The organism is Fulvivirga sp. AWR4_260, from assembly GCF_056158185.1.
In genome coordinates, this window is sequence record NZ_JBSWSU010000015.1 from 2,918,115 (window position 1) to 2,937,174 (window position 19,060).

At 36.4% G+C, this 19,060-nt stretch carries 13 protein-coding genes; 5 read left to right on the top strand and 8 right to left on the bottom strand.

What is annotated here, in order from left to right; genetic code table 11:
- Positions 1–183: 183 nt before the first annotated feature.
- Positions 184–3,081: a T9SS type A sorting domain-containing protein gene (locus tag ACXACQ_RS18635; protein ID WP_474977498.1), complete on the bottom strand. Its 2,898-nt coding sequence runs from the start codon at positions 3,079–3,081 to the stop codon at positions 184–186.
- Positions 3,082–3,259: 178 nt separating this feature from the next.
- A complete protein-coding gene (locus tag ACXACQ_RS18640) occupies positions 3,260–6,550 on the bottom strand; it encodes a fibronectin type III domain-containing protein (RefSeq protein ID WP_474977499.1) in 3,291 nt (1,096 codons plus the stop codon).
- A 253-nt stretch (positions 6,551–6,803) separates the two neighbouring features.
- Here ACXACQ_RS18640 and ACXACQ_RS18645 point away from each other — a divergent pair, with 253 nt between their 5' ends.
- Positions 6,804–7,385: a hypothetical protein gene (locus tag ACXACQ_RS18645; RefSeq protein ID WP_474977500.1), complete on the top strand. Its 582-nt coding sequence runs from the start codon at positions 6,804–6,806 to the stop codon at positions 7,383–7,385.
- 35 nt (positions 7,386–7,420) lie between these two features.
- On the opposite strand, the gene ACXACQ_RS18650 is transcribed toward ACXACQ_RS18645, so the two are convergent.
- Positions 7,421–7,762: a hypothetical protein gene (locus ACXACQ_RS18650; protein WP_474977501.1), complete on the bottom strand. Its 342-nt coding sequence runs from the start codon at positions 7,760–7,762 to the stop codon at positions 7,421–7,423.
- Positions 7,763–8,045: 283 nt separating this feature from the next.
- Here ACXACQ_RS18650 and ACXACQ_RS18655 point away from each other — a divergent pair, with 283 nt between their 5' ends.
- Entirely contained in the window at positions 8,046–8,807 is a 762-nt protein-coding gene (locus ACXACQ_RS18655) for a hypothetical protein (protein WP_474977502.1), read from the top strand.
- A gap of 717 nt (positions 8,808–9,524) precedes the next feature.
- On the top strand, positions 9,525–11,528 hold the full coding sequence (locus ACXACQ_RS18660) for a DUF3352 domain-containing protein (protein ID WP_474977503.1): 2,004 nt from the start codon (positions 9,525–9,527) through the stop codon (positions 11,526–11,528).
- A 32-nt stretch (positions 11,529–11,560) separates the two neighbouring features.
- Here ACXACQ_RS18660 and ACXACQ_RS18665 read toward each other — a convergent pair whose 3' ends face one another.
- Both ACXACQ_RS18665 and ACXACQ_RS18670 read right to left on the bottom strand, forming a co-directional pair.
- The gene (locus ACXACQ_RS18665) at positions 11,561–12,646 is read right to left on the bottom strand and encodes an adenylate/guanylate cyclase domain-containing protein (RefSeq protein WP_474977504.1); all 1,086 of its coding nucleotides are present in this window, start codon (positions 12,644–12,646) and stop codon (positions 11,561–11,563) included.
- Between the two features lie 76 nt (positions 12,647–12,722).
- Positions 12,723–13,652, bottom strand: a complete 930-nt coding sequence (locus tag ACXACQ_RS18670) for a cation diffusion facilitator family transporter (RefSeq protein ID WP_474977505.1) — start codon at positions 13,650–13,652, stop codon at positions 12,723–12,725.
- Between the two features lie 143 nt (positions 13,653–13,795).
- On the opposite strand from ACXACQ_RS18670, the gene ACXACQ_RS18675 reads away from it, so the two are divergent.
- A complete protein-coding gene (locus tag ACXACQ_RS18675) occupies positions 13,796–14,050 on the top strand; it encodes a hypothetical protein (protein ID WP_474977506.1) in 255 nt (84 codons plus the stop codon).
- 3 nt (positions 14,051–14,053) lie between these two features.
- Here the strand turns inward: ACXACQ_RS18675 and ACXACQ_RS18680 are convergent, their stop codons facing one another.
- Positions 14,054–14,695, bottom strand: a complete 642-nt coding sequence (locus tag ACXACQ_RS18680; protein WP_474977507.1) for a TetR/AcrR family transcriptional regulator — start codon at positions 14,693–14,695, stop codon at positions 14,054–14,056.
- A gap of 118 nt (positions 14,696–14,813) precedes the next feature.
- Between ACXACQ_RS18680 and ggt the strand changes: the two genes are divergently transcribed.
- Positions 14,814–16,523, top strand: coding sequence for a gamma-glutamyltransferase (gene ggt / locus ACXACQ_RS18685; protein WP_474977508.1), 1,710 nt, complete (start codon positions 14,814–14,816; stop codon positions 16,521–16,523).
- 64 nt (positions 16,524–16,587) lie between these two features.
- Here ggt and ACXACQ_RS18690 read toward each other — a convergent pair whose 3' ends face one another.
- Positions 16,588–18,174, bottom strand: a complete 1,587-nt coding sequence (locus ACXACQ_RS18690) for an OmpA family protein (protein WP_474977509.1) — start codon at positions 18,172–18,174, stop codon at positions 16,588–16,590.
- Positions 18,175–18,220: 46 nt separating this feature from the next.
- The gene (locus ACXACQ_RS18695; protein WP_474977510.1) at positions 18,221–19,045 is read right to left on the bottom strand and encodes a universal stress protein; all 825 of its coding nucleotides are present in this window, start codon (positions 19,043–19,045) and stop codon (positions 18,221–18,223) included.
- Positions 19,046–19,060 lie beyond the last annotated feature (15 nt).

Sequence of the window (19,060 nt, forward strand, 5' to 3'; positions counted from 1 at the left end):
AAAATATACTTCAACCTAGCCCCACCCATCCCTCTACCTCTCTCTTACTAATGGCAAAGGGGTGGACTTACTTACCCAAGAAAGCCCGGCACTAGTGCTGGGCTTTCATCTTTTAAATAAAAAAATCCCCTCTCTTCTAAAAGAAGAAAGAGGATATATTGAGTGAAATGGAAATACTAATTATTATTTTACTAAAAGCTTCTTCACTAAATCATCTCCTATTTTAACCATATATACACCAGGAGATAATCTATTACGGAAATCAATCCTAAATTTATTAACATTTAAATCAACCTCAGCTTCGTACATGATAATACCATTTAGCGATACGATCTGAACCTGCCCTACTTCCCCATTTAAGTCACCTGTTAAAAGCACATCAACATACTCTCCGTTATTAGGGTTTGGAAATAATGCAAAATCTGACAGTTGACTTTCATAATTAATAGGAACCAATTCAAATGATTTCTCTGTACCATCAAAATCAACTTGAGTCAACTTGTAATATGATTTACCTACTAATGGATCTTTATCAATCAAAGCATACTCCTGAGCATCATTAGAAGTTCCTGCACCTTGAACCACTCCTACTCTTTCGTAATTTTCAAAATCTTGAGTACGCTCTACTATGAAATAATCATTATTTATCTCCAGAGCAGTTTCCCATTTCAATTGCACTTGATCATTCTCAAGATGCCCAACAAAATAATTCAATTCAATAGGTAGAGGCTGATTAGTATCTGCAAGTGTCCACGGAGAAAAATTAGTAACACCTGGAACTACCACAGAATGCACCGTATTCATATTTTGGTTTGGCAATGGCGCATCCCATTTATTCTCTGCAGAATTCCACCTTTGAGCCCTTACTGAAGTCAATGACTCCATCTCGTCAGTAGCTACCGTAAATGTTACTGTAGCCACGGGGTTAGTAGTAAAACCATTTACATCGATTTGCCAAAATCTGTTCACCACTTTATCACTACTGTTAACACCTGATTGACTTTCTAAGCTACCTACATCATTAGGGTAAGGCAAATTGTTATTTGCCGTACCATAAGTAGCCACAGACACATTGCCACTACCAGAGGCTGCACTTGTTATGTCAAAAACAAAAGGTATATACTCGGAAGCAGACCTACCAAACGGATACACATAACTCCCAGTATTATTATTTACATTCCAAATAACCCTACCATAAGCCGATGAGGTCTCACTTTTAATGTAGCCACTACCACGCATCATACCAGTAGTATTTGGATTGCTTATCGTTAAGTTTCTTCCAACCAAATTCATTTCACCCGCCTGTAGATTCAATTGATTAGCAACAGTAAGATCCGAATTATTAAGAATTAATGAACCTCCACTTTTATTCACAACCACATTATAAAAAGATTCACGTCCAGAAGCCACGTTAAAACTCTGATCCCCCGATCCATTGAAAGTAACAGTTGATGCTCTTTCAACAAAATAGTCGTTATTATACCATACCTCCCAGTTTCCACCTACAGATAAAGCGTAATTATTGACCGACATATCTAGCGAAGCTCCCGCAATATATAATGTGCCCTCTACATCAATATTATTGGTGGCCACTTTAGTACCTCCAGCATATATATATAAGTTTTGGTAAGAACCATTAGAAGGAGTAGAAATTAACTGATTACCATTAACATAATACACAAAGGAATTATTATCCGCTGCTGTGTTAAATAGGTTAGTAGTATTATACCCATTGTAATACCAAAAAGCATCCTCAAGGTTATTAAGCTGGGTACTAGCCGTGTTATTGATGATATTGGCAAATTGAGCAAATGCACCCCTGTTATTTACAATGAAGTTATCTCCCCTCACATCCAACCCATTGATCCAGAAAGTAGCTTCAACTTCATTATTAATCTCCACATTAGTTCCGGAAGAATAAAGCGTACCAACATTAAACACACGGAAATATTTACTATTGTTAAAGGTTACACCATTATTCTCCATCCTCAGCACATTTCCTACCATCCAATTCCCACTGTTATTAATGGTAATATTAGAAGAAGAGGATTCGAATCTCAATTCATTAATTATATAAAAATCACCTTGAATATCATTAGATATCGTCTGCCCTGTTAAGTTAGAAAACGAAGCATTGTTATAAACAACAAATATACCACTACCAGAAAAAGAAACTGCCGCCCCCGATACTTGAAGGTTAGAAATTCGAAAATCTCCATCTACATTGATATTATAATTATAGGTGCTCATACTTAAATTAGCAGTATGCCCCTCATAAAAACCAATCACCCCTCCATAATTCACATCTACAACCCCACCTCGTACAATATTAAGCGTAAGATCATTATCATAGGCTAATGTACCTGTGTTAGCTACAGACACCCCCGCACTAGTAGCATTACCATACATAGTCACGGTTCTATAATTACCAATGAATACGTGCGAATTTTCATCTGGCGTACAATTACAAGAATTACCATTATAGCCATTTAATGACCAAGTATTATTCGAATTCCAGTCACCATTTCTTCTTGAATAGAGGTAATTAATCCTAGAGATTCTCACGTTATCAAATCCTACCATTCTAGGATAACCATAGTAAGATCCTGTATTTGTATCTCTAGCTCTGATAATAATTTGCAATGAATTACCTGACACAATAGCACTAGCAGCAACAGTAGTCTGATAGGCAGGCTCCCCTCTTTTCTCAGCAAACAGCACCTCCACTCCCCCATCAACCCTGTAATATGCTCGAATATAATCTGTAGTATTAGCCCAATAAACTCCTAACATCGCCTCAATGGCTACTTCTGAATATCCACTAATGTTGACTACCTGAGAACGCCACACCCCCTCATTGCCCGTATCATTAACAATAAAAACACGGCCTACCCCAGGGTAAGTCTGCGTTTGAAACATTTTATTACCCGAGTTACCTGCGGGCTGAATAGTACTCCACGCTGTAGCACCATTATCATAAGTAGCGTTATTGGGTAAGTCATCAAATGTTTCTGACCAAACCACCTGTGAAAAGACCTTAAAAGGTAACGCTAATAGTAAAATTAAAGCCAGTTTTTTCATCCTATTTCATTTCCATTTCTCAAATCTTTATACATCAAAAAGCACATATGTAACCTTTTAATCAAAAAAGAATATATTTAAATGAAAAACCGGTTAATTTCGTTTATAAGCAATAAAACAAAAAAGGCCAAATGAAACATTTGGCCTTTTTTGTTTATAATAATAATTTTTTCTTACATCAATAAATCACAAAACGTTGTAAAGATCGATTACCTCCTTGCCTCACTTCTAGTAGATACAAGCCCTGTTTCCATGAAATTAAAGGAACTGAATAGGGTTGAGAAAATTCTGAAGGGTTAATTTTTTGATCGAAACATGTGTGTCCCGAAGAATCCATAATACGTAAACTAACATTTGTTTCTTTATCATCCAGATATAGCTCAACCATAAATTCCTGCCCCTTAAGCAAAGGAATAGGGTAAACTAAGGTATTGAAAGCATCAGTACTTGGGTGCAATGAATCATAATAAACACTATCTACACCAGAATACGAATAATTGCCAGCGTCATCAATCTGCCGTAAGCGATAATAATTATCTCCATCTAAAGGCGAATCATCTAAGTAAGTATAAGCACTGCCATCTAAATTATAACCCGCCCCAGCAATAGTATCTAGCACTATATATTCAATATTATCGGACGAACGCCCTATTTCGAAGTAAGCATTATTTACTTCCCTAGCAGTACTCCAGTCTAACTCCACTCCCTCAGATTTAACCGCGGCTTCAAATGACGTCCATACTAAAGAGCTAAATGTTCCTGCACTATCTTTCACAAAAGCAGACGAACCATTATTACTTATGGATTTAACCTGATAATAATATTGAGTATTGGGCTCCAAACCTTTATCCTCAAAATATACTACATCAGACTCTGTAGTTTTAATTTTGCTGTAAGGCCCCTCTACTGATGTAGATCTATATAATTCAAAACCTGTTTCATCCGTAGAATTATCCGTCCAAGAAAGATTTATTTGAGTAAAGTCCCAATTATCTGCCACCAAAGAACTTGGAGCTTCTGGTAAAGGAGGCTGAACAAAATCACCACTTTTAAACACTTCATCAGGAATGGACACCATCTGCCCATCAGTATCAGCACCAGAATAAGCCACTTTTAAAACTTCTGTAGCTACGTTATCAAAAAACTGCACCTTTATAGCATGCTCACCTGATGTTAAGTGTACTGTCCCTGATTTAGTAATTTCATCATGCTTACCATCATTATCTATAAGCTTTGCTCCATCTATAAAAAGTAAGCTTCCATCAGACGATGTTAGGTTAAACTCATAATCGTCTTCAGCATCAATATAAATATAACCTTCAAAATCAAATGCAAAATAATTGATTTCGTCATCGGGCCTTACACCACCATCTCCAATAAAATCTATATTAAAATTACTTATGTTCCCTTTTTTACTTGGGGTCCATGCAGCATAATCTGCGACATAATCCCAGAAATCTCCAAAGTAATAGGTATAATTCAAGCCTGAATATCTTGTAATAACTGTGAGCTGATTACTAGGCTCAGAAACATTCCCGTTATAATCTTTAGCTTTAACAACAAAGTTATACAGCTTATTGGACTGCAAACCTGTAACAGTAAATGATGTTCCTGTAACAGAAGTAACTAATTGACCATCTTGAAAGATATCATATCCGGCTACACCCACTTTGTCTACTGCAGGATCCCACGATAATGCCGCACTGGTGGTGTTTACTAACTCGTAAGACAATCTATATGGATTACTAGGTGCTACCAAATCCTCTAGCGTAGTTCCTTTCACCTCTGCACTTGGGTTAGACGCTCCAGATTCGTTATATGCAAAAACAATATAATAGTAATCGCTCAAGGGATTAAGCCCCTTATCAATAAAAGTGTTTTTAGAGGCATCTACCTCTCCAGCAAACACATAGTTGTTACCAGAGGTTGTAGTTCTAAACACATTATATCCAGTGGCTCCACTTACCGTATTGTCCCATGCTATCTGCATTTCTGTTTCGCTATATCCTTTCGCACTCACACCTGTAGGCACACTGAGTTGCCCATCTTCACCACTTACAATTACACTTACCGCCTTAGACACCTTTGTTTTACAGTTACCCAAAACCTGGGCTACTACGGTAAAATTCCCCGTTTCAGATACATTAATAACATTAGCCTGATAAGCATCTCCGTCTAGCAAAATGCCATTTTTGTACCATTTGTATACATCGTATCCTTCGGCTACAGATAAGTTAACACTATTTTTTCCATCAGGAGAAGGCAAAACTGTACTTCCATCTGCAGCAATCACTGGGGCATCAGGCCTTACTGTTTTTTGCAAACTAAATGGCCTAGACCACGAAGTCCATTTTCCAGAACGACTTAATTTGACATAATAGGTACCTATTTCTGTTGCCACCAACTCATTATTAGTAGTAGGTGCAAATACCGATTCCTTTCCATCAACCACCTTCTTCCATTGATAAGATGTAAAACCAGGCGTAACACCAAGAGTAACGTTTACTTCATCATCCGGACAAACACTGCTTTGACCAAACTTTGCATGAATATCAGTTTTTCTATACCCCAACAACCAACTAAAATAATTAGATTCAGCATATGCCCTATCCCAAATACCATGACCCGCGTTCTCATATTCTGTATATAATGATGTTGCACCTGCCTCTTTCAATTTTCTTTGATATGACTGCGATGAAGTAGCTTTAGGAGCGCCATCTAACTCTCCTTGAAAGTGCCAAATAGGCATATATATAAATGGATCAACAGAAAGACTATTATCCACCCAGCTTATAGGCGTAAAAGCAGCAAATAAATCAGGACGCTCATGAGCAATAGACCACGCGCCTTTGCCTCCGTTAGACAGTCCATTGAGATAAACCCTGTCCTCATCTATATTTAAGTCTTTAATCAATAACTCTATAACCTCAATGGCATTTTGCCTAAACTCTACATTCCACGACTTTTCATTCTGAGGAATAAAAACAAACCCAGGAAATGAACGAGGATCCGCAGGCGCAGTATTAACAGCATTTAAATGAGCTTTACCTCCATTATAAAGATTATAATCGTTATTAAGATATCTCGGATCAGTAGCATCATATGCAGGGAATTTCGGATCTCCTCCACGTGTACCAGCCTCTCCCAATCCATGCAAAAGAATAATTAACGGGTATCCTTCTGCTCTATTTTCATCATAACCATTAGGGTATAACAACCTGAAGTTCATACCAAAATTGGACTGATTAGGCGCATCACTACCTTTATGGTAATGATACTCTTTATAAGGACTGGAATCCCAAGGCACCATCCTGTAATATGATGACTGCCCCATCACTAACGGGTCAGACACTGCCCCATCCGGACCAGTGCGATAACTCCATGTGCCTTCTACCATCTGCTGAGCTGACAGCGAGGTAACTAAAAAAATACTAAGCAAGGCACTTAAAAAAGTAAAATGTAATTTCATAGGCTTTTTACCTTAATTATATCGTGTATAACCTCAAAAGGCTAAAACTGTTTAATCCAAAACTATTAAACAAAGTCTATGAGATGCTAATTATTTCTGATAACATGAAATATTATTCGACAAGTAACATATTGATAATTAACTCATTAATTTTACAAAATTTATTACATAGTTTAAGGTTACAAATTTTTTATATATTGCATATACTCAAAAAAAGAGGCATGCAATAAAACAACCAATAAATACATAATTTATGAGGCTATTTTACATACTAAACACGAGTGCTTTTATCATCCTGGCTTCAACCATTTTTTATTCTTCTGGATTCGCTCAACACATTAACCAAAACTGGAAAAGTGACTTAACGGACATGATGACTCAGTTTAAACAATGCGAAAGCACCAGCACTACACAGAATTCTTGCCATGAATACATGGGCAAAAGTGTAAAAGCGGTGTACATGATCAACGATTTCTATTCGAAAGATAAAAAACGCTACATGGCAGTAAGTGAGATGCAAGAGTTTCTTGACAATACCAAATCATGGACTAAGCTAGGCTTTGCTTATGATCAAGAAGTGCTAAACAAAGCACAAGATATTGCCAATAGAAACAAAGCTTGTATCGCTATTTATCTTAACGATACCGAGATAGGACATATGGTAACTATTCTTCCTGGAGAGCTACAACCATCTGGCTCATGGGGAGTAAAAGTCCCTAATAGCGCCAGTTTCTTTTCACCAACTCCAGAACAATCTTATATTAACAAAGGATTATCTTACGCATTTACCAAACGTCACTTAAAAGACGTAGTCATTTACGCTAAAAACTATTAATATCAAACAGAGGGTGGAGAAACACCTCCCTCTGCTCATTTATATTTTTGGATTATTGCATCAGCCTCTTCAGCAGTAAAACCAAGTTTTTTCCCCACCCTAAGAATAAGATAATATTCGGCCGTTGCAAAGTGACCGTCCACCACAGCAAATTTGGTCATATCTTCGAGCTGCTGCTCTCTATCATCGTTATTTTGAGGAATAAAATAAGTAAACTCCCTTGCCTTACTTAGCATTTCATTCATAGTTTCCATTGGAATCCCTTTTTCAAAAGCAATTTTGGAAAGGGTAATGCGCTCAATTTCTTCAATTTTACCATCAACGGCTGCTAGTGTAACTAAATTCCTGAAATGCTCAAGTTCTTTGGACTCTGTCATAATAAAACTGGTATGATGATTAGTTAATAACTCTAATGTTAATTTAAATAAGAATTGACCAACAAATAGCAAGAAATCAAATTATTTATATAATTCACTGATTATCTTACTTATAGACTCAAATTGTAACGAAATTACAGCAAAAATCGTGTATATTGTTGATATTTTTCTTACATAACAATTTTGAGAGATAATCTTCTTCAATTTTTTAAGAAAATCATTTATTCACTAGTAAGACACCTGCTATAGCAGGTAATATTTTGCACTAAAAAAACAGGTTAATATGAGGCTGATGCAATTAGCCCGCAAACTCGGGGTTAAACAAACGGACATCATTTCTAGCTTATCGTCAAATGGATACGAAATCAGCGATGATATAAACACTAAATTAACAGAGGATCAAATTGAAATAATTTATAGTATTTATCTTCCTAAAAGCAGCTCTTCAAGTAGCAATACGATAGAATCATCGCTTTTACCTGAAACAAAGGAAGCGGAGGCAACCGAGGAATCAACTTTAGCAATAAATGATGAGACACCATCAACTATAGAAGCTGAGACTCCCAACCCGACCATAGATAATGATGATACCGAAGGCGATAATGTCATTAGAGCTAAAAAAATTAAACTTGAAGGAATAAAGGTGCTAGGTAAAATAGAGCTCCCGATCACCCCAGATAAAAAAGCAAAACCAGAGAAAGACAACGAAGAACTAAGTAAAAGAAGTAAATACGATCGTTCTAAACAAAAATATAATTCCAATCAGAAAAACAGAAAATACAATAAGAAAAAGCCACTTTCTCTAGAACAAAGGCAGCGCATTAAAGAACGGCAAGAGAAAAAGAAAAAAGCACTACAGGCTAAGCTGATAAAGGAGAAAAAGACAAAACACTATTTGGACACTGTACAAAACCAAACTCAGCAACGAACTTCAAAAAAGAAGAAAAAATCAAATTCTGGTTTAACTAATACAAGAAAAAGCATCAAGAAAAACAACAACTTCATTGTCAGGTTTTGGGAATGGCTCAATGGCAAGTACGATTAATTGTATTTAATAGTACACCATCATGGATGAATTAACAACACACATCTAAACAAATGTAGCTTTTGCTTCAAGAATAGTCATTGTCATTCTATATGCTCTTCATAATTAAGTAAACCAAACAAATTGATTATGTAATTTATAAATAGATTATACGCATTTATCTTAATTTCTGTAGTTAGTGTACCGCTTTGCTAAGATCAACAACATGAGCACCCCAAAAGACAAAACAAGACCTAGCTTACAACTGCAGAGCAAAATGAAAAATACGCTCAACACCCAATACTCGGACTCAACTATAGTGGCATAAATTGGAATTCTAATTATCAGGGTTATAGTGGTAAATTCAACTATCAAGAAAAAAGTTAAGCACTCAGTTTGATCAGTCTGGTAACTGGCTATCTACTTCACAAAATATTGAGGCTACAAAAATGCTTGCTAGTGTAAAAACACCCTGAATTCGAATTATAAAATGAATGATATAGAAGCCATTAATATGATCCAGGACAATCAAAGCAACACGTATTATGATGTAACTATTCATGATAAAGAGCCAATGAGATTTGACAAATCTGGCACTCCAGTAAATTAGAATCAAATAAATTAAGTCCTAATTTTAAATCCTTTATTTATAAATAAAGGATTTTTATTTTTATGCTCCCCAATATGTAATAAATTGCAGCGTTAGTGATTCATATTTTTTAAGAAACAAAACTCTGCATGAAAAAAGTTATAGTGGCCTTAATAATTGCCATCGTAGGATTCTGTTTATTCTATTTTTTATACTGGTCTCCCGTTTACCGACTAAAGCCAATGAATGTCATCCCTTCTGGTGCTGCATTCGTCTTGGCAAGTGACACACCGCTACAAAGCTGGAAAGAAATAAGCTCTAGCGACATTTGGAAACATTTAAAAACCAACCCTGAGTTCAGTCTAATCACAGAATATGCCGATTATATGGATTCTCTTGTTCATAGCAATGACTGGCTAGACTATGTTGGCAACAAAGAGTTTCTCATAGCTGCCCTCCCAGTACAAAACACCTACGACTATGCTTATGTAATGGACTTATCACGAGTATCTCGTTTAAAAGATATTCAATTTTATCTACAGCAAATATTAGATGATCAGTACAAAGTCACATACCGCGAATATCATGGCAAAGACATTACTGAGATTTATGACCCTGAATATAAGCATACTATACATATCACATTTATTGAAAATCTCCTGCTTATAAGTCTGAACGCATCACCGCAAGAGCAGATGATAGATCAGTATGTAAACCCTAAGTCAGAAGACATATATTTAAGTGAGGTGACTAATGAACTTGGCTACGGAGGCACACTGCGCACCTATGTTAATTACAACAGCTTCATGAGCTACCTCGGACAATTTGCACTTGACAATGCTGGAATGGATATGCTACAGCAATCGTTGAGATATAGCGGTTTCAAAACGAACCTAATAAACGATGGTATTATGCTTAAAGGCTATACCAACATTAATGATACGGTTAATTCTTACTTAAAAGCCCTATACACGTCTGGAAATGGGCCTCATGATTTTCTTAAAATTATACCTAAGGAGTCTCCCTACTTCTTATCATTGGGTTTTAAAACCTTCAGTGGCTTTGTAGAAAACCTTGAAGGAGCCTTGAGTAGTAATCCGGATCAAAAAGATTCATACCTAAAAAATAAGGACCTCACCGAAAAGTTTTTAAAGCTAGATTTAAATGAAACCTTTATCAATTGGGTAGACAATGAAGTGATCATGCTTCAGACCAAACCCAAAAGCAATTCAGGTTTTCAGGAATACGCTCTACTGTTAAAGGCTAAAGATGGCAATGACGCTGCCAATGGCCTGAATAAAATAAGAGAACAAATTAGAAAAAGGACCCCAGTCAAAATCAGAAGTATCGACTACAAAGGGTATCAGATACATTATATGGCCATGAAGGGTTTCTTCAAAGTATTTTTAGGCAAGCTATTTGACAAATTTGACAAGCCATATTATAGCATAGTCAACAATTGGGTTATTTTCAGCAACCACCCACAAACGCTTAAAAACATAATAGATGCACAGCAAAATGGAGAAACTTTAGCGAATGATATCAACTTCAGTACCCACTACGCGTCACTTGAGAAAAAATCTTCGGTATATGCCTATGTCAATACTCCACTAATTTTTGAGGACCTAAAACCTTTAATGGAAATACAAGAATGGAAAAGCATGGAGAAAAACAAAGAGTACATCACATGTTTCTCCAGACTTAGCTTTCAGTTATCTCCCGAAGAAGCAGGTATATTTAAAACTTCATTTAGCGCACAATACAAAGACCCAAAAGCTCAGGAAACCACCGAAAAACGCAATGGCCCTCAACCTCTAAAAACTGTAACCGCTCAAATGGAAGAGCTCCCAGATGAAGTACTGGCATGGAGTGATGTTTACATGACTGAATTAGAAGCTGTAGACAAAATAATTATTCCTAATTTAACTGAAGATGAATATATAGTAAAATACGATAATGATGAGGTACATTATTCATTTACGATTAAAAACGGGTGGAAACACGGTAGGTTCGAAAGCTACTTTGAAAATGGAACCCTGCAGATGAAAGGTAAATACAAAGACGATAAGAAGGATGGAGCCTGGCGAATATATGATGAACAAGGCGACCTCATAAAAAAGATAAAATACGAAGAAGGCAAAATGGAAGAGTAAAAGAAAAGGGAGGTTATAACCTCCCTTTTCTTTTACTTCGCTACTACAACTTCATAAATCTTTACTTTATAACTCTTTCCTCGTAAATCTACCTCATCAAGAAAGTGATAGTTATAGGCACTTACATTTTTTAGCTGGTTAACAATAGCATCTGTTAAAAGTAATTGCCGACTGTAGGCGTTGCACAATTCCTGTACTCTAGCTGCTGTATTGAGAACATCACCATGATAGGCTATTTCACTTTTAATATCCCCTACTTGGGCTACTGTAACTTTACCCGAGTTCAAAGAAGCCTTAAAAACAGGCAAAAAGCCGTATTTGTTAAAATAGTATTGCTTTCGAGCTTTCAATTTTTCATCAAAAATAAAGAACGCATTTATACAGTTATCACGCCTTATCCCTTTCTCTACAGGCCAAGTTAAAACGGCTTCATCTCCTACAAATTGATATACCGAAGCCTCACATTCCAACAATACATCAGAAAGATCCTGAAAACAGTCTTGTAAAAAATAACTAAAGTTAATGTGCCCCAATGCCTCGGCTATCTTTGATGAAGATTGTAAATCAAGAAACATAAATACTCTATCTTCCTCACTAGGATGATAATACTTACCCTTCATTAGGTTATAAATAATTCCCGGTCCTATCTTTTTATTCACTTGAAGCACAAATGACATAATGAAATTAAAAACCAATGAATAAGCCCAGAAAACTACAAATGAAAAAGAAGTAAAAAACTGTAATGACTTATGATAAGTCTCTTTGAGATCATAAGATTTAAACAGATTGAAATAAACTATCACCACCACCCAAATGGCAATGTTTATAATTAGGAAAAAATTAATTAATCTATAGACAAGGCTAAAAACAAAAGATTTGGTTTTTAACAACCTGGGGTAAATAAATATTTCTAAGACACCAATAATAGCCCCCATAAAGAAACCCCCATCAGCAGCTAAAAATATGATCCTATCCGGAGAGGGATTTTCCTCTACAAAAATGACATTACCGTCCATCCCCAGATACCTCACTACCACGTACAATATAGAGACAAACATCCAATACAAAACAATAAAGCTTACTTCTTGCAACTGATATTTCAGTCTCGATGCCATCATAATGGATAAAATTATGGTATAAAAAAAGCGGCTAGTTATCAGCTGCCGCTCTGTAAATATACGCCTTTAGGTTGTTCTACTCTCCTGAATTCTTACGAACTATAGATTCTGCTTCTATAAATATCCTTTTAATTTCAGGGTGTGCTGCTTTTGTACTTTTCTCTAATTCGTCAATAGCTTGCTCTACCTGCTGTGCGGTGAGCTCTGGCTTAAACTGCACATTGACGGCCAACAACACCTCACTGGGGCCAAAATGCATGGTTAGTGGTTTTTCAATATTCACTACCTTACTATTGGCAGTAAAGATATTTCGTATGCTTTGAACTACCGCTTGGCTTGCTCCTTCTCCTAGTAGCAAACCTTTACTCTCATAAATTAAGAAAATCGCCACCGCAGTCAATATTACTCCAATGATAACCGAAGCTATGCCATCAAAAATGGGGGTATCATAAATATTACCCAGCATCACACCTAAAAATGCTACGGCTATCCCTAATAAGGCTGCAGAGTCCTCCATAATAATTACAAATACTGAAGGGTCTTTGCTACTTGTTAGCCTTCCTATAAAACTCTTCTTAGATTTCTTTTTAAGGAAATTTTTCATGGCTATCACCCACGATGTTCCTTCAAACAAAAAAGCCATTCCTAATACAGCATAATTCCATTTGGGATCTGAAACGCTCGTACCTGGGTTATGGATATGATGAATACCTTCATACACAGACATGCCCCCTCCTATAGCGAATAATAAAATAGCCACTATTAATGACCAGAAATATAACTCTTTTCCATAACCAAACGGGTGCTTCTCATCTGCCGGCTTAGTACTCCTTTTTAAGCCAAGTAAAATCAATAATTGATTTCCTGTATCAACCACAGAATGAATCCCTTCTGACAGCATAGCAGAGCTACCAGTAAAGCCTGCTGCAATAAATTTAGTTATGGCAATAAGTAAGTTAGCTATTAATGCACCGTATATCGGCAACTTAGAAGAACCTGCATCCATTTATGTTACTATTTTTAATACTCCTAACTGTACAATAGGAATATTAGTTATAAAAAAACACTACTAAAATTATGGTTTTAATTCTTATAATTTGATAAGAACGAATTTTTCTTCTGTTTTGCACTACAAATAAAGCAGGTGTCATGAATTGCGTAACTAAGAAAAGATGCTATTACACTAAAGAGCAGGCTGAAGATGCACTTTTAAATTCACACATGAGGTACAAATACAACTCTGGCACTGGCCCTGTAAACGTGTATAAGTGTGACTACTGCGGCACTTACCACTTCACCTCTAAAGGAGACAAAAGCAGCGAATTACGATCTGGAGAAAACAAATCTAAGATGAAAATAGGGCAAGAAGCAGCATATTGGGAAGATAAATGGCGCAAAAAGTAGCACTTAGTTAAGCCCACGCAACAAACTATCTATGTGGTTTCTAAAAAATAATTGGTTAGAATCCACCTGCCTCAAATGTGCAGTAACAGCCGCCCCATAAAAAACTGTTAAAAACAGGTTAGACAAAGCTCCCGGATCACTGCGCGTAGTTACCTCTCTATTAAAAATAGCTTCTAACAAAAATTTCTCTAGCATTTGCTGTATACTATAAATCTCTATGTCCCCAATATTGTCAACCTGAGGAAACAATAATTTTTTCTCTACCAGTTTTAATGGAAATGGTGACGGTGGACGCTTAAGACCTGTATAATAACTTATTAAATTGAGGAAAAATCCAGGGCTCCTATCCAAAGTTTCAGCTAATTTATCAAATAAATAGTAGATGCCAGACACCCCTTCTTTCGGCTGCTGATGCAATTCAATAGCACGTTCTAGGCACCATATTCGCATATAATAAAGAAGTACATCATCCTTTTGAGGAAAATACTTAAAAAATGTAACCTTAGAGATTCTCGCCTCTTCACAAATTTCATCTACATATAATTCGTTGAAAGAATTCTTCCCTAAAAGTTCTTTACAGGCTGCTAATATGGCTAATTTTATCTTTGCGGACTTCTTTTCACGGAGACTGCTGGTTTGCTGCATTGATACAAAACATTAGAATTATTATTTGATCAATATAGTATTAATTCTTGAGAATTTAATATCCTTAAAAAGTAAATGTTATATTCAATCTTACATTTCTAAATCAACCTAATTATTTATGTTAAATCGCTTAATATTTTTCTCCCTTCTAATACTACCTCTGGCAAGTTGTGGCCCGAACAATGAAGCTACAGAGCACTCAGAAGCATCATTACCCAAAGGCCTGATCACGGACAGTGCCATGGTGGTTAGTGCCCACCCCCTAGCTTCAAAAGTAGGTAAGGAAATTTTACAAAAAGGCGGAAATGCTGTTGATGCAGCCGTAGCTGTACAATTTGCACTGGCCGTAGTTTATCCAGAAGCTGGTAATATTGGTGGAGGTGGCTTTATGATATATCGTGGTGCCGATGGTAAAACTTCAGCACTTGACTACCGAGAAGCAGCTCCTATTGCAGCCACCAAAGATATGTACCTTGATGAAAACAAAAACATTATACCTGACAAAAGTACGCTGGGACATGCCGCAGTGGGTGTGCCTGGCAGTGTAGATGGAATGGTAAGCGCTTATGAAAAATATGGATCACTGCCGTGGCACGAATTAGTGCAACCCGCTATAGATTTGGCTAAAAATGGATTTGAGCTAACTGAAAAGGAAGCCAATGGGTTAAATATGCACTATGATCATTTTATCAGCCAAAATGAGCATATTAAAAACAGGTTCTCTAACAAAAATAAAGCTGGCGATACTGTTAAATACCCAGAATTAGCTCGCACATTAGAACTCATTAGAGACAACAAAAGAGCTGGTTTTTACCAAGGAGCTACCGCAGACCTAATAGTAAAAGAAATGGAACGCGGCAACGGAATAATCACATTAGAAGATTTGGAAAATTACCATTCTATTTGGAGAACTCCTGTTACAGGTAAGTACAATGGCTACAAAATTATATCTATGCCACCACCTTCAAGCGGTGGAATAGCGCTAATGCAAATGCTGACTATGCTGAACTCATGCCCTCTTGATGAGCTAGGATTTCATACCGCAAAAAGCATTCATTATATCACTGAAGTAGAAAGAAGAGTATATGCCGACAGAGCCACTCATTTGGGTGATCCTGATTTTTATTTAGTACCACAAGATAGCTTATTAGATTCTACATATCTGGCTAAAAGGTTTTCAAGTATCAGCGCTGAGAAAGCCACTTCAAGTGACTCCATAAACGCAGGCACTTTTAAATTACCAGAAAGTGAGCAAACTACACACTTCTCTATAGTAGATAAGTATGGAAATGCTGTTTCCATTACCACCACGTTAAATGGTGCTTATGGCTCTAAAGTGGTAGTAGACGGTGCCGGATTCTTCCTCAATAACGAAATGGATGACTTCAGCAGCAAACCAGGCACCCCAAACATGTTTGGACTGATTGGCGGAGAAGCTAATGCCATAGCTCCTCTCAAAAGAATGTTAAGCTCTATGACTCCTACCATCATAGAAAAAGACAATCAGTTATATATGGTGGTAGGCACGCCTGGCGGTAGCACTATTATTACGAGTGTACTTCAAACCATATTAAACGTTACGGAATATAATATGACTATGCAGCAGGCTGTAGATGCCTCGCGCTTCCACCATCAATGGTACCCTGATAGCATCATTATTGAACCGAATGCCTTATCAGCCGAAGTGATGAAAGAATTAGAAGATATGGGACATCACTTTAAATTAAGAGAATCAACAATTGGGCGAGTAGATGCCATTTTAGTGAAAGACAACCAGCTAGAAGGTGGTGCCGATCACAGAGGAGATGACACTGCAGATGGTTTTTAAAACCTTTATAAACAAAAAGAGACGGCAAGCCGTCTCTTTTTGTTTATCTCTAATCCTATTTCTTCTACTTCTTAGTAATGGTAAACTCCACCCTCCTATTCAGCTTGCGCAGTTCTGGATCATCATTATCTGCAATAGGCTTTGAACCGCCATAACCTTTACCAGAAATTCTTTTTGAAGATATCCCATGCTTCACCAAATACGCCTCTACTGACTGTACTCTCATCTTAGAAAGCTTCAGGTTATGCTTAGGTATACCTCTATTATCAGTATGCCCCTCCAGCCTTATTTTCATTGATGGATTATGTTTTAATAAATCTACCACCAAATTAAGTTCATCATACGAGCTGGACTTGATATTAGGCGTTGATTGTTCAAACAATACATTTTTAAGGTGTACTGTAGTTCCTACAGAAATGGGCTGAAGCACAAAATTTTCTTCTTTCGCTTCAGACGTTTGGAATGCAACTTTTTCCTTAACACTGATATAACCTGGTGCATCAATTCTTATATTGTACTCACCCGGCTTAGCATCATTTAAAGCATATGTTCCTTCATCAGCATTAGTGGTTACCTCCTTACTGTAATCATCAGTAATGCTTTCTATTTTTAGAATAGCATTCACAGGCTCTCCAGTCTCCTTATCCGTAACCTTACCATACCAATTAGATTCTTTTCTAATATCTGGCCCTGCCACTACACGCTCTTCCTCATTCTCAAATTCAGGCCCCATAGGCACTTCCTTCTTCACCATAATAGAATCTATCGGTTTTTCGGCATACATTCTAATATCACTATAACCATCGCTATTAATGGTAGACGCATATAAAGCAAAACCATCATAAATTCGATATCCGGTTTCTCTTCCTTTAGAGTTAATTACTGACAATAATTGAGGCTCTGACCATTGCGTCCAACTGTCTCCAGATCTAGTAGCAACTAAAACTTCACTACTCCCTTGGCCATTATGTCCATTAGAAGAAAAATATAACGTTTTTTTATCATCAGAAAGGTACGGAGTAAACTCTTGATATTTCGTATTTATACTTCTTCCCAAATTAATGGCATCACTCCATTTGCCATTATCTTTCTTAAGACATACGTAAATATCTTCTCCTCCTTTGGTGTTAAATGATTCAATTGATAGCACTAACACTTTTTCATCAGAAGTAATATATCCACCTACCATTTCAGATAAATTTCTAAAATAAGGGATCATTATGTCAGTGGGGTGAGTCCAACCACTTTTTGTTTTGGTTGCGAAAGAAATACCCTGAGTTTTGACTATTCCATCTTCCTCCTTATAGTGATTTTGAAGGTAAATTACAGATCCATCAGCTGAGAAGCCAATGACAGCATTATAGCCTTTATTGTTAAGTTTCTTTAAGTTTTCAGGCTTTGACCAACGATGATCGGCCATCAATGTACTCACCCATATATCACCTTTATCTCTTACTCCTGCTACATTGTTAGGATCATTACTTCTGGTGAAGTATAATATCTGTCCATCGGGAGATAAGACAGGATTTTGTTCGTCATATTCTGAATTCACATTCGACAGAACAAGATTATCTAAAGATTGCGCAAAAATGTTATTTATTAATAAAAAAACTAGCCCACAAGAGACAACTACCCCTCTAACTTTATTCATGTGATTTAAAATCGGTAATAACTTTTTAGTGATAAATATTTAAATTTTAAGATTTGTATTTGAATACGAGCAACGGCTTGTCTGTTGAGTAAGACAATGTCTTGGTAAGACTTTTATGAAAAATGCTACTCACAAAATTTCTTTCTCTTTTATAAACGGTAAGTAAATCAATATCGTGTCCAGACATATAACTTTCAATCCCCTGCCCTACATCATCATATGTTTTATAAGTAAAATTGATCTTTTGATATTGTATAAAACTTTTTAGTTCATCTACAAACTTACTATACTCTTCATGTGCTTCGTGGGTATTAATGTGTAAAACATGAATACGAGCATCAAAAATAGTAGCAAAAGAAATTACTTTTTGAATAATGACACGATCTTCTTTCAAGAAATCTGAAGCGTAAACAATTTTATCAAACCCGTTATATGAAGCTTCTTCTGGCACGCATAAGACAGGAATGCCTGATTTATCTAGAATCTCTTCTGTATTACTACCAAAAAACACACCGTTTGTTTTGCTAATACCGGTGGTTCCCATTACTATAAGATCATTTTCAGCTTGATGAAGAAGAATTCCATCAATTAAATCTCCCATTTCGAGGCTATATTCACATTGGATATTATCCTGAGCATAATCAGCATTAACCTCATCTGTTAAGCTTTTTAAGCGCTCACTGGCTAATTCTATCCTCTCTTTTAAAGATTTATTCAGGTTCTGAGTATCCAAAACTTTATTAAAGTCACTTTCGGTAAAAACATTCAGTAAAGTAATGGTAGAATGAAACTTTTTACCAATTTCCACGGCATACTCAATAGCGTTTAATGAGGCATTTGAAAAGTCGATTGGACACAGTATCTTATTCATTTTTACAAATATAGT

Coding starts and splice junctions, on each gene's coding strand:
- ACXACQ_RS18660 (WP_474977503.1), top strand. CDS start 9,525: ATGAAAAAAGTTATAGTGGCCTTAATAATTGCCATCGTAGGATTCTGT.
- ACXACQ_RS18635 (WP_474977498.1), bottom strand. CDS start 3,081: ATGAAAAAACTGGCTTTAATTTTACTATTAGCGTTACCTTTTAAGGTC.
- ACXACQ_RS18690 (WP_474977509.1), bottom strand. CDS start 18,174: ATGAATAAAGTTAGAGGGGTAGTTGTCTCTTGTGGGCTAGTTTTTTTA.
- ACXACQ_RS18665 (WP_474977504.1), bottom strand. CDS start 12,646: ATGATGGCATCGAGACTGAAATATCAGTTGCAAGAAGTAAGCTTTATT.
- ACXACQ_RS18650 (WP_474977501.1), bottom strand. CDS start 7,762: ATGACAGAGTCCAAAGAACTTGAGCATTTCAGGAATTTAGTTACACTA.
- ggt (WP_474977508.1), top strand. CDS start 14,814: ATGTTAAATCGCTTAATATTTTTCTCCCTTCTAATACTACCTCTGGCA.
- ACXACQ_RS18675 (WP_474977506.1), top strand. CDS start 13,796: ATGAATTGCGTAACTAAGAAAAGATGCTATTACACTAAAGAGCAGGCT.
- ACXACQ_RS18695 (WP_474977510.1), bottom strand. CDS start 19,045: ATGAATAAGATACTGTGTCCAATCGACTTTTCAAATGCCTCATTAAAC.
- ACXACQ_RS18645 (WP_474977500.1), top strand. CDS start 6,804: ATGAGGCTATTTTACATACTAAACACGAGTGCTTTTATCATCCTGGCT.
- ACXACQ_RS18680 (WP_474977507.1), bottom strand. CDS start 14,695: ATGCAGCAAACCAGCAGTCTCCGTGAAAAGAAGTCCGCAAAGATAAAA.
- ACXACQ_RS18655 (WP_474977502.1), top strand. CDS start 8,046: ATGAGGCTGATGCAATTAGCCCGCAAACTCGGGGTTAAACAAACGGAC.
- ACXACQ_RS18640 (WP_474977499.1), bottom strand. CDS start 6,550: ATGAAATTACATTTTACTTTTTTAAGTGCCTTGCTTAGTATTTTTTTA.
- ACXACQ_RS18670 (WP_474977505.1), bottom strand. CDS start 13,652: ATGGATGCAGGTTCTTCTAAGTTGCCGATATACGGTGCATTAATAGCT.